Below are 12,725 nucleotides of genomic sequence, written 5' to 3' on the forward strand. Positions count from 1 at the left end.
TTGTTATAATCACTTATAAAGAAGATATAAAAAGAGGAAAACTTTTATTATTTCTCCTCTTAATTCTATTTATGTATTATAGTTTCCAACCAATTGCTTGTTCTCTAACCTTGATGAAATCTGAATATATTCCTTTATTCTTCATCAATTCATCATGAGTTCCTCGCTGCACAATATGACCTTCATCCAGTACTAAAATCTGGTTTGCATTCTGTACTGTTTTCAATCTATGAGCAATCATAATGATTGTTTTATTTTTCGTTAATTCTTCAATTGCCATTTGTAATCTACTTTCATTTTCCGGATCAACATTTGCTGTTGCTTCATCCAAAATAATAATTGGTGCATCTTTTAAAATTGCACGTGCAATTGAGATTCTTTGTTTTTCTCCACCAGATACAGTAGCTCCACCCTCTCCAATGATTGTATCGTATCCTTCAGGTAACGCTTCAATAAAGTCATGACAGCAAGCTTTTTTAGCTGCTTCAATCACTTCTTCTTTAGTTGCATCTGGTTTACCAAAACGAATATTGTTAATTATTGAATCATTAAACAGATATACATTTTGGAACACCATACTGATATTAGCTAATAAACTATCTAAGGTGTATTTTTTCACATCATGTCCACCAATTGTAATTGATCCTTCATTCACATCCCAGAAACGAGCAATCAGATTACATAGTGTCGTTTTTCCACTTCCTGATGGTCCAACAATTGCTGTTGTTGTTTTCTCTGGAATAATAAAGCTTTCTTTTTGAATAATTACTTTATTGCCATATGCAAACTGTACATCTTTTCCTTCAATAGTAAATGATGTAGGCGTAATATCTTTACCATCAATATCGATTGTTGGACTTTGGTTGATTTCTTCAATCTTATCCATTCCGATATCAATTGAACGAAGTAATGCAGACATACTTCCCGCCTGCTCAATTTTAGAAAATACTAAGAATGATGCTACCATCATTAACATACAATTTTCTAATGTCATACTTCCATTCAAGTAAAATAATAAAGATGAAATGATGATAACTACACTTACAAATTTTAATACAGTAGACTGAACAAACATAAAAGGAATAAAAGCGAATTCCATGCTTACATTTTGATTCTCACAATGTTCAATTGCCCGATCAATTGTTTTGTTTGCATCATTGACTAAGTCGAATGCTCTAACAACCCCCATTCCTTGAACATATTCTAGAATTGCACCAACTAAACTGCGTTGTGCTTCTACCCGAATTGGTGAAGCTTTTGATGATTTCTTCTGCATCATCCTATTCACACATAAGAATAATAATACTCCTAATACTATGATAACACTCATACGCCAGTCCACAAATAAAATCATAATTGTAATAATTCCACCATGAATAAACCCATGCATTGTATTTTCCATAACCCTTGGTGCAATATTCTGCAGATCTTCCATCGTGTTGGTTAAGGTTGCTGTAATGGAACCTAAACTGTTGGCATTGAAGTAACCCATTGGCATATACTTCATACGTTCTCCAATTTCAATACGTTTGTCTGAACACATGTCAAAACTTGCTTCAATGTCATTCATTCTTGAGTTATGACCAAAGATGATAACTCCTACTATACTTACCAACATAATTCCTAAAGAAGTCCATACCGTTGTCATCGTAACTTCATTACGCACAACCGCTTGTAATACGATTGATAAGGCAACTAATTGTAAGGCTTGGAAGAACGAACTAATTACATTAACAAGCAAGGCTCTTTGTAAACGTTGTTTTTGTTTTCCTGCAAATGCAAAGAATTTTTTAATAGTACTAAACATTTGAAACCTCCTTATCCTTACTTTGAATGTGTGATAACCACATTGATTTATATAATTCATCACTCTTCAGTAATTCATCATGAGTTCCCTGTGCATGAATGTTTCCATTATCGACTACCACAATCTTATCTGAATCGGTAATTGTTGATAAACGATGAGCAATTACGATTAATGTTTTTCCATCAACCAATTTAGCCACTGCTCTTTGAATTACTGCTTCATTTTCTGGATCTGTATATGCTGTTGCTTCATCCAAAATAACAATCGGTGTATTTCTTAGCATTGCTCTGGCAATCGTAATTCGCTGACGTTCTCCACCTGACAAATGTCCTCCTGCTCCACCAACTATGGTTTGATAACCTTGTTCTAACGACATAATAAATTCATGACATCCTGAATCTTTGGCAATTTGAACAACTTCCTCATCACTTGCATCAGGATTTCCCATACGAATATTATTCATAATCGTATCATCAAATAAATAGTTATCTTGTGATACATAGGTCATTACATGGGAAAATTGTTTTAACGAAATATCTTTGATATCTTTATCACCAATTGATATAGAACCTGATGACACATCCCATAAGGATGCAATCAGCTTAGCAATGGTTGATTTCCCTCCACCACTTGGCCCAACAAAAGCAGTAACTGTATTCTTAGGAATTTCTAAGTTGATACCATGCAATACCTCACTATCACCATAACTGAAATGTACATCTTTTAATGAAATATCATAATCTGAAATTGTCGTTTCCTTTTCTGGACGAATTAGTTCAGGTTGATCAATTACTTCACAGATGTCTTTGACAATAGCTCCTATTTTTGCTAAATCATCAGTGTATCCCATTGCTGCTAATAATGGTCCCATAATACCAAGCGATAAGATCATAATCATAATAAATGAAGCTGATGTTAATGAGCCAGTCATGTAGAAGTAAGCACCTACTGGAAGTACTCCAACTAATACTGCTGGCCAGATTGCCATTCCCATTGCGAAATAAATTTGAACACTTCGCATCCAGTTAATTGAATAATTTGAATACGCGCGAACCACAGTTGTGAATCGTTTATAAGAAGTTGCTGACTGATTAAACGCTTTGATTACTTCAATCCCATTGATATACTCAACCGTTACTGCACTCATCTCTTTTTCTTTTTCAATCATACCTGCGTATTTTTCACCATATCCATTCATCATTCCCATATAACAGATGAATCCTACGGGTAAGGTAATTAGTGATACTAATGCCATACGCCAGTCAATCACAAACAAGTATATAACAATTGCAATTGGTACCAAGAAGTTAGATGTCATCTCTGGTACGACGTGAGCCAGTGTTGGTTCAATACTGTCAATCTTTTCAACCGTTGTATCTTTAAATTTTCCTGATGGTGTATCTAATATATACCCAAGAGGAACATTTGAAAGTTTCTTTACTACCTGGTAACGAATTACTGATATAACAGCGAATGTTGCCTTGTGCGAAATATAGGTTGATACATTATGAAATAATGATTTCCCTAGATATCCTACTCCAGCAATTAAACACTGTGTTACATAAAATGATACTTCTTTATTTCCATCCAATAATGCAACTAACATCTTGGAAACCATGAAGTATGGAATCAGTCCACATGCAACACCAATAATTGCAATGATAACTGATAATACATATCTTCCTTGAAATCCCTTTGTAAATTCCATCAATCTTGAAAATGATGAAGTTTCCTTTTCTCTATCCATATTGCCTCCTTAATTTGTTAGATAAAGCTAACTTGTTTCGTATTTTTAATGGGACTTATAGTCCCATAATTTCTTTCCATCCTGCGTAGAAAAACCGGCTTAAATCTCGTGTGTATACTTCTGCTTCTTCCTGTGTCATATCCCGTCTGACAATCTCAAACAGTGCATGGAAGAATGCATAGTTCATACTGTTCATAAGTTTCGTATCTGCTTCTTGTACTGGTTTACCTACATCTTTCATTGATTCAAAGAAACGCATCGTATATTTATACTCAATTTCCATTAACTGATCAATGTAGTCCTCATAACCAGAACCCTCACAATCATTAATAATAAGTTTAAATGCATCGAAATGTTCATAAATGTATTTAATATACCACATCATATGGTCTGTAGTATAATCTTCCATCGCTGAAGTTTTTTCATTTGGATTACTTTCATCAAACGTTTTCTGGTGCTCCTCATAACGATCTTTCAGATACATTACTGGCTCATCTACTAATGCTTCAAAGAGTTCTCTTTTCCCTTTAAAATATCCATAGAATGCACCTGTGGTAACACCTGCATTTTTAACAATTGTACGCAGAGAAGCATCACGAAAACCTTTCTTTAAAAACTCCTGTTTTCCCGATTCTAAAATACGTGTATAAGTTGTTTTATCAGTCATACAACCTCCTTATAACAGTGTTATATAACACTGTTATAATGCAATATTTTTATAGGAAAGTCAATAGCAACCGTGAAAAAAACCTATACGACATATTGCGTATAGGTTTGTAATATAAAGATTTATAGCATTCTTCTTTTCTTAAGGACAAGTCCTCCAGAAACGACAATTAATGCAAGAATTGATAGAATTGCAAGTCCACTAACATCTGTAGTGTCACCTGAATTCACTCCTGATCCTGCTGTTGCTGGTGCTGAAGTAACTGCTTTTTCAACACTACCAGTAACACTTACTGTAGCTGTTTCATCTTTTGATGTTGCTGTAAATGTAATTGTGTAATCTCCACCTGTTTCCCCTGCATCTTTTAGCGCTGCTAAGTTTGCTGCATCTACACTAATTGTGATGTCATCAGACTGTGCTGCTTTTGCTAATGAAGTAGTTGTCCAAGCTGCACTTACGTTTGCTTTTTCAATTAATAACTTGTCAGTTGCATCTTTTGCTTCTGCGTTTGTTAATTTAAAATTATCTGCTGTAATTGTAAGTGTTTTAATTTCTGTAGTTGGACGATTTGGATTGTATGTATCTACTCTTTCATCATCAATGATTCCAGACCAGTTAAGCCCAAATGCAAAGTCATAAGTATTCCCTTCACTGTCTTTATAGCATTCTAAATCATGTGCAACATCTTCATAGTTTGCTTCTACAGTATCCATGTTTGCAGGCATTTGCATTGGTAATAAACCATTTGGTTCATGACTACCATTGATTACTTCATAAACTGCCTTTTCACTTACTGAATAGTAAACTAAGATTGCATCTACATCTTCTTCAAACTCTTCAACAATTACGTTTGTACTAACGTTAATTGCTACAACTACAGGAATATCTTTTCCTGTTGCTTCAACTGCTGCTACAGCATTTTGTAGAGCTGTTAAGTCATATGCATTTGAAATATTTGAAGTAGCACCATAGTATGATCTGTTTTCTTGTGTTCCATCAGCATTTTTGTCCCCTGCAATTGATGTTGTTCTAACATTTTCACCATCTGCAGTATATGGACCATATTGTAATGATAATGGGTAATAAGATTTTGTACCATCTTCATTAATGATTTGTCCTGCTCTTGAGAAGTTTGATCCATTGTCCGGACTTCTCATTCCAACAATTACTTTATCCACACCAGTTAAATCCGGAGTAACATAGATTTCTTTTCCATTTGCATCCGTACTCTTTGTATCTGTAATCACTGTTCCATAGGTAGCTCTAGCAGTGTCAAGGTCCATTGTTGGTCCCCAAGTTGCATCACTTCCACCAAATAATGAAGTTGTTGCTTCAGTATACGTATATGGAATATATACTGTCATTTCACTTGGTTGTTTTTCATTTGAAGCAGCATCCTGAATTGTGTTATCAGCATTTTTTACCATTACAACTGAATCTAATTGTGCGCTGTATCCATCAGCCATTTTTTCTTCACTACCAGCGATTGCTTTTGATTCATCTAAATCAACATAAGGATTTTCAAATAATCCAAGTTGCATTGTTAATGTAATCAAACGTCTTCCACTTGTAGCGAATCTCTCTCTTGCCCAATCTTCACCTTTATTTTCAACCATCATTTCATAAGCACTATCTACTTCTGGTGTTTCCAGATTCACAATTGGTTTCGCATCATTGTTTCCACCAAACATATCTGTACCAGCCATTAGAATTTCATAATGACGTTGAGCTGAAGTTAATCCTTCTGCTCCCCATGCCATACCCATGAAACCACTTGGAGAACTTGTTACTCCCCAATCCGTACATACAACGCCATCATATCCATATGTATCTCTAATAATTGACATTTTTGAATAGTTATACGCAGAACCTACCATTTCACCCATAATTGAGTTACCATCTGATCCAATTCCGATTGAGTATGATGTCATAATCGCTGCTGCTTCATCTGTTCCACCAGTTAAATCAAGAGCTGATTGAAATGGTTTTAAATGTTCATCAAAGTTGTCACCAGGATAAACAGCATATTTACCAGAATCCATGTGTGACTCACGTCCACCTTCTCCTGCTCCATCTCCAGGGAAATGCTTAATCATTGTACTGATTGAACTACTTCCCCAACCAGAATCGCTACCATCAGCAGCATATGTTGATTGTGAACCATCTACATACGCTTGAGCCATATCACTTGATAATTGTGTATCTTCACCAAATGTACCACCATTACGTAGCCATCTTGGGTCAGTTGCTAAATCAATTTGTGGCCCTAAAGCAGTTGCAATACTTAATGCACGATACTCAGAACTTGTTGCTTTCGCAAAATTATACATGTGTGTTGTACTAAATGTAGCCGCCATACCTAAGTTTGATGGCCAACCAGAGATTTGATCTCCAGTAGAAGCACTTGAATACATATCACCAGAACCTGCTGTAGATCTAGGGTCAGATGCAAAGTTTACAGGTACATTAAATTCACTATCTTCAACATACGCCTGCATTGCATTCTTCCATCCTACTGCTTCGGTTACATTATTCCCAGATGAATCTGTAATATTTCTTACATAAGACGCATCCAGATAACCTTCTTGATCACTTGTTAAACCAGTTCCACCAGAATTCCCTTCATGAGAGCTAAATAACATCAATCCAGCAATTTGTTTAATTCCTTCATCCGTACTAGCTAATTCATTAGCTAAAGCAGTCGCTCTAGTATCAACGTCTAATCGCCAGTCTTCATAGGTATCAAGATTTCCATCTTTATCCATGTCCTTAAATGCATAAGTATACCCATCACTATCTGTAACTTCTATTATCCACTTATTACTATCTGCAGGTCCATCAGTATTGTGAAGAAGTGCAAGCACTGGCCCTCCATTTGGATTTGTAATGTAATCTACTTTTACTGTAGTTTCCGCTCCCTCTACAACTGTATACATATTTTTCGTTTCGATTGTATATTCAGTTATTTCAGCTGCTACTAAGGGTGTTGAAACACCTACTACAGATACTGCCGCTGCAGACGCAAGCATACCTTTAAAAACCTTTACATAATTTCTTTTCATTTTTTTCCTCTACTTTCATTTTCCTTTTTTACTTGTAATCTATGTAGAATTTTCCTCTTTTACTCTACACTTAGTTTTGCCCCTCCTAATAATGCATAAACTACAATCCCTGAAAGCTGAGGTTTGGCCAACTTAATGTCACCATCCAAAAATACTATACGTGTCTTTTTTCGATAATCATCCCTCCCTTTATTTATAAACATCAAACGATGTTGTAACCAACATAAAAATATAAAAAACCTATTTAGCGAATTACAAAAAGAATTCGTAAATAGGTTTAGCTTGTTTCCAATCACTATCCACCTTACTCACACATGTTAACATACCACATATATTTCTGCAAGCGGTTTCAAAAAAAGATATTTATAAATTATATTTCTTAGAAAGATCACCTAATAACTGATTTACCTTATTAAATAACACCAACATAATGATGTAATTAGCAATACAATGAATCAAATCAAAAGGAATTCCTTTAAGGAAATAAATCCATCCCATACGCAGAGAAACAATAAAATATGGGATAGAAAATAAGAAACCAAATACAAGACCAAAACCACCACTAAAGATAGCACAACGGTTTTCGTTTGTCAGAAAGTTTCTGAAATAATATACTGTAATACCTAGAAGTGACCACACAATAAAATACATTGGTGTCCACATTCCTACTCCATACAATACCATCTGTACTCCTGAAAATAGAACTGCAATACTAATAACTCCTTCTAAGCGAAAGTTTAGTGCATATACAATAAGTAAGAAACTAACCAGTTCTATATTTGGTAAAAAAGCAAGAAATTCCTTTGATACCACAAGAATAGCAGCACACATTGTATACATAATCCAGTTTCTCAACGTAAGCATATTAATAAGTTGCTTCAGCTAATTCAAATACAAATGCATCTCCATCTTTGATTTTCAAAGCATCTGCAGCATCACAAAAACCAGCGTCTACACATTGCTTATTATTGTCTGAACTGTAAATCCAGTATTTTGAAGTACTATCATCATTTGAGTATAATTTATCACTACCCATTCCAGTAATGAACATTCCATATCCAGAAGTCTCATACTCCAGCTTGATGTCTCCGTCTTTCTCCATTTCTATTAATAAATCACCTAGGGTTCCTGCATCAGTATCCACTGTTTCATCATACAATGTTTTATCATCTGCTTTGATAACGATTTGAATATCCTTATCCCCTTTATCCTGTCCCATCATTCGATAGGCAAAGATACCACCGATTACAACTACTAGTGCAATCAGCGCAACTACAATCTTCTTATTCTTATTCATTAACCTCTCTCTTTCCTCATCCCATCCCTAGGGGACAAATCAAACTTTTTCTGATGGCAGGTCTTCTGACTCGTGTTCATCCGCAATATCCCTTCCCATACATTTAGTACAGTGGTTTGATATCTTGTCACACCCACAGCTGCTAGGACAGTTAAGGCTTACCTTATTCCCTATTCTCATGTTTTATCATGCACCATCTTACAGTATTATAGCATCATCATTACATTAATTGAACAGTTTTATATTTGCCCTCCAGTTGCATATCGCTAGATTATTAGACAAATGGTGTTACAATCAAATTAGGATATGGAAGGAGGACTTTATATGATTAGAAAAATTGATCATAAGAATATGGGAAGAGGACAACATGGATGGTTAGACAGTCATTTTCATTTCTCATTTGCAGAGTATTACAACACAAAAAATATTAATTTTGGAGTATTAAGAGTATTAAACGATGACATTGTACAACCAAATCGAGGATTTGATCTTCACCCTCATCAAAACATGGAAATTATTTCTTATGTAGTAGATGGAGAATTGACTCACCAGGATAGTATGGGAAACAAGCATACTTTAAAACGTGGTGAAGTACAATACATGAGTGCAGGTACGGGTGTTTATCACAGTGAATATAACTTGGGTGATGAAAACTTAAGATTCCTGCAAATATGGATTTTCCCAGATAAGGAAGGCTATACACCAAATTATGGTGATTTCCGTTTTGAGTGGGAAGCTCGTAAGAATAAGTGGATGGAGATTGCGTCAAATGAAGATGACGACGCACCAATTACGATTCACCAAGATGTTCATGTATATGCATTAGAACTAGAAGCAGGTAAAGATATTGACTTTACGGTTGCTAATGGTCGTCAGGCATACCTGATCCAAATTGAAGGTAATTCACTTATCAATGATCAGTCTTTAGAAACCAGAGATGCATTAGAAAGTGTAGAAGAAGATTTACATATAAAAGCTGAATCAACATCTCACTTCTTAATAATTGAAATGGCAAAAGAATAAACATAAAGAAAGCATGATGCTCATTCGAGTCATCATGCTTTTTTCTTTCCTTGTTTCTTTTCCATTCGCTCTTCATAACCATTAATCTTAAAATCTAACCGGCCTAGTACTTCATTCATTTCTTCAATTTTATCAACTAATTTTCTGCGTTCCTCAATCAATAGTTTTTTTCGCTCTGCTACCGTGTCAATTCCCTGCTGATACAATGTTACATACTCAATTAATGACTCAATTGACAATCCTGCAGAGCGCATACATTTAATAAAATGTACCCACTCACAATCATCATCCGTATAACGTCGAATTCCACTCTTATTACGGTTCACAGGTGGAATCAAACCAATTCGCTCATAATAACGAAGGGTATCTTGAGTTATTTCATATTTTTGACTTACTTCTGTAATTGTTAGCATATTTATTCCTCCTCAAAATTATGATTGATTACTTCTACTAACTTAAATGTATCATGTTCATATTCAAATTTCAAAATACAGCAGTTCCTTAGTCGCTGTTTTTGTTCAATATCACTGGTATGTTCCCATGCTCGCATAAACTGGCGACAGGATGCTCCATGTGATACTACAAGAATATTATTACCTATAGCATGTTTCATAATATCAGCTACAGTATCAGCTACTCTTTCTCTTAATTCCAGTTCATCTTCTCCACCATACTGTACAAAGAAATCCTTATATGGAAGTGGTGGATTTAGATCTTCACTCTCTGCTTCAAATGTTCCAAAGTTCCATTCCTTTAAACCTTTATTTCTTTTATAAGGAATACTTGTAATTAACTCTAACGTATCACAAGCTCTTTCTGAAGTTGAAGAATAAGCATCTGTGAATTGTATTCCTTGTTCTCTAAAATACTTTCCAGCAACTTGTGCCTGTCTGATACCAAGATCAGTTAATGGTGAATCACACCAACCTTGTACTTTTCTTCTGACATTAAACAATGTTTGTCCATGTCTCATCATATATAATGTCTTTTTCATTTCATCCTCATTTCTTCTACATTCACACTATAACACTTGGAGTACACTCCAAGTCAATAAGAAAAATACTTGTTTCCAAGTATTTTCGTTTATTCTGTTTCAATAATGTGAATAACTTCATCAGCAGTTGTTACATCTTTTAATAATGTAATGTGTTTTTGAGAATCAATAAGCGAATATAAATCACGTAGCATGCTTTTCGTATGAGCAAGATCTTCCAGATTCGCAGCAATTAAAAAAATAATTTTTACTTTTTGTTTCCCCCATATCATTGGATGTTTTAACACAGTAATACCAATTGTTGGTGCTTTAACATATACTTCACTCCCATGAGGAATGGCCACCATATTTCCGATTTCAGTAGAACGGATGTGCTCTCTTTTATAAATTGATTCTTCAAATTCTTTGTCGACATAACCTTTGTCGCTCATCAACTGAGACATCTTATGAATTACTTCTTCTTTTGAGATTTCTTTCTCTTCAATAAAGATATTGTCATCATCAATGATTTCCAGGAGATGTTTAAATTCTCCTTCTTTTTCATACATAGAATTTTCAATTAGAAAATTATTAATTCCCTGAATATCAAATTCAGAAATAAAAGAAGTTACTTCCACTACTGGTTTTGAACATTCCAAAATTGGCACGGTTGATACTACCAGATCAATATCAGATAAATCCTTTGTTTTTAAACTGGAATATGGAATGGTATCAACAACCTTTACAGAGCTTACATAACGTTCAATTCGCTGTGCAATTAGTCTTGAAAAACCAATTCCTTCCGGACATACAATGATGACTCTTTTTTCTTCCACCGAACGTTCAATTGCAGCCTGAAAATGAATTGCCAGAAAGCCAATTTCATCATCGCTGATTGCATTCCATGAATCACCCATGATTTCAATTGCTAAGGTAATTACAGAAAACAATGCAGAGTATCTGGATTTAATTTCATTTACTAATGGATTATTAATCTGAATCTTATATTTCATTCGTTGCATCATTGGTACTACATGTACCAGAAGACTTAATTTTAACTCTTTGTCTTCATGCAAATCACAGTGAATTGAGTCTGATACAAATGCAATGATTTCATCAACAATATCAATATAATATTGGTCAATGGAATCTACATAATTATTATAATGAAGATAATCACTTTGGATTCCTGAACATACCAGATACTGATAAATGTAATTTATCTCAGCTGATGGTATTTTTATATGAAACTGATTACTTATTTTCTCTGCGATATGATTTGCAATATCTAACGTTTCCTTCTGATCAGGTAACGTATAGACAATATGCGATTCATCTACGGTATAGGTAGATCCTGCTTTTAAACGTTTGATAAGAATTGCAATATGCGTTACTAAATTCATATAAGATAAATCATTAATCTTATATCCCAGTTGTGCTTCTGCTTCTGTAATAATGGCTTCAATTTCTTCTAAGCCATCAAATTCAAATATATTCTGCAGACGATAGTAACTGGACAATTCTAGTCGACTATTGTTTTCTTCTAAATCTTTTTCTTCAATATCCAATTTTAAAAATTCATTTACAACATCACTTAATGCATGTCGTATTTCTTTTTCAGAACCTGAAATTCTTGTACCCTTATAATCTTTTATTAAATTTAAACCATAGTGTTCATTTAATTCCTGTTTAATTTTAGAAAGGTCACTTACAATTGAATTTTTTGATACATAAAACTCTTCTGAAAGTTTATTCAGAGAAGTACCATCACGATAATATAATAGTTTCGCTACAATTCGCATTCTTCGAATTTCTGCTGACATGATAGTTGAAGTCTTGCGCTGTGTAGTAAGTCCATGAAGAAGATCTTTCTTTTGAACATCACTGCCAATAATCTTTACCCCTACACTAGGCTTCTTATGTAACTGCATCTGTTTATTTTCCAGCATCTCCGCAATCACATTTAAATCATTATGAACCGTACTAACTGATACCTGAATGGTATCTGACAATGCTTTGATTGTCTGATACTGTTCCATGTTCAACAGCAAGTCCAACAACTGTTCCTGACGATTATTCAAAAGGTCTTCCTCCTTTCTCTACTATTACAACGAAAACGCCTTGTAAAGACGTTTATCTTATATTATTA

Annotated in this window: 10 protein-coding genes and 1 riboswitch; of the genes, 1 reads left to right on the plus strand and 9 read right to left on the minus strand. The window is 34.4% G+C overall.

Annotation, left to right across the window (positions count from 1 at the left end; all coding sequences use genetic code 11):
• Positions 1 to 76: 76 nt before the first annotated feature.
• From J2S15_RS14815 to J2S15_RS14840, 6 genes are all read right to left on the minus strand, one after another.
• On the minus strand, positions 77 to 1,807 hold the full coding sequence (locus J2S15_RS14815; RefSeq protein WP_307409693.1) for an ABC transporter ATP-binding protein: 1,731 nt from the start codon (positions 1,805 to 1,807) through the stop codon (positions 77 to 79).
• The gene (locus tag J2S15_RS14820; RefSeq protein ID WP_307409695.1) at positions 1,800 to 3,554 is read right to left on the minus strand and encodes an ABC transporter ATP-binding protein; all 1,755 of its coding nucleotides are present in this window, start codon (positions 3,552 to 3,554) and stop codon (positions 1,800 to 1,802) included. The genes J2S15_RS14815 and J2S15_RS14820 overlap by 8 nt, the downstream gene beginning before the upstream one ends.
• A 55-nt stretch (positions 3,555 to 3,609) precedes the next feature.
• Positions 3,610 to 4,221, minus strand: a complete 612-nt coding sequence (locus J2S15_RS14825) for a TetR/AcrR family transcriptional regulator (protein ID WP_307409697.1) — start codon at positions 4,219 to 4,221, stop codon at positions 3,610 to 3,612.
• A gap of 122 nt (positions 4,222 to 4,343) precedes the next feature.
• Complete coding sequence (locus J2S15_RS14830; RefSeq protein ID WP_307409698.1) at positions 4,344 to 7,283, minus strand: glycoside hydrolase family 3 N-terminal domain-containing protein; 2,940 nt, start codon at positions 7,281 to 7,283, stop codon at positions 4,344 to 4,346.
• A gap of 363 nt (positions 7,284 to 7,646) precedes the next feature.
• Entirely contained in the window at positions 7,647 to 8,123 is a 477-nt protein-coding gene (locus tag J2S15_RS14835) for a hypothetical protein (protein WP_307409700.1), read from the minus strand.
• A gap of 25 nt (positions 8,124 to 8,148) precedes the next feature.
• Positions 8,149 to 8,580 (minus strand): hypothetical protein, encoded by a 432-nt coding sequence (locus J2S15_RS14840; RefSeq protein ID WP_307409702.1) that lies wholly within the window; start codon positions 8,578 to 8,580, stop codon positions 8,149 to 8,151.
• A 38-nt stretch (positions 8,581 to 8,618) separates the two neighbouring features.
• Positions 8,619 to 8,793: riboswitch (cobalamin riboswitch) on the minus strand.
• 111 nt (positions 8,794 to 8,904) lie between these two features.
• Between J2S15_RS14840 and J2S15_RS14845 the strand changes: the two genes are divergently transcribed.
• Complete coding sequence (locus J2S15_RS14845) at positions 8,905 to 9,603, plus strand: pirin family protein (protein ID WP_307409704.1); 699 nt, start codon at positions 8,905 to 8,907, stop codon at positions 9,601 to 9,603.
• A 32-nt stretch (positions 9,604 to 9,635) separates the two neighbouring features.
• On the opposite strand, the gene J2S15_RS14850 is transcribed toward J2S15_RS14845, so the two are convergent.
• From J2S15_RS14850 to J2S15_RS14860, 3 genes are all read right to left on the minus strand, one after another.
• Positions 9,636 to 10,016: a MerR family transcriptional regulator gene (locus J2S15_RS14850; protein ID WP_307409706.1), complete on the minus strand. Its 381-nt coding sequence runs from the start codon at positions 10,014 to 10,016 to the stop codon at positions 9,636 to 9,638.
• A gap of 2 nt (positions 10,017 to 10,018) precedes the next feature.
• On the minus strand, positions 10,019 to 10,597 hold the full coding sequence (locus J2S15_RS14855; protein WP_307409708.1) for a histidine phosphatase family protein: 579 nt from the start codon (positions 10,595 to 10,597) through the stop codon (positions 10,019 to 10,021).
• Positions 10,598 to 10,686: 89 nt separating this feature from the next.
• A complete protein-coding gene (locus tag J2S15_RS14860) occupies positions 10,687 to 12,657 on the minus strand; it encodes a BglG family transcription antiterminator (protein WP_307409709.1) in 1,971 nt (656 codons plus the stop codon).
• Between the last annotated feature and the right edge of the window lie 68 nt (positions 12,658 to 12,725).

Source organism: Breznakia pachnodae (assembly GCF_030814225.1).
Classification (GTDB): Bacteria; Bacillota_I; Bacilli_A; order Erysipelotrichales; family Erysipelotrichaceae; genus Breznakia; species Breznakia pachnodae.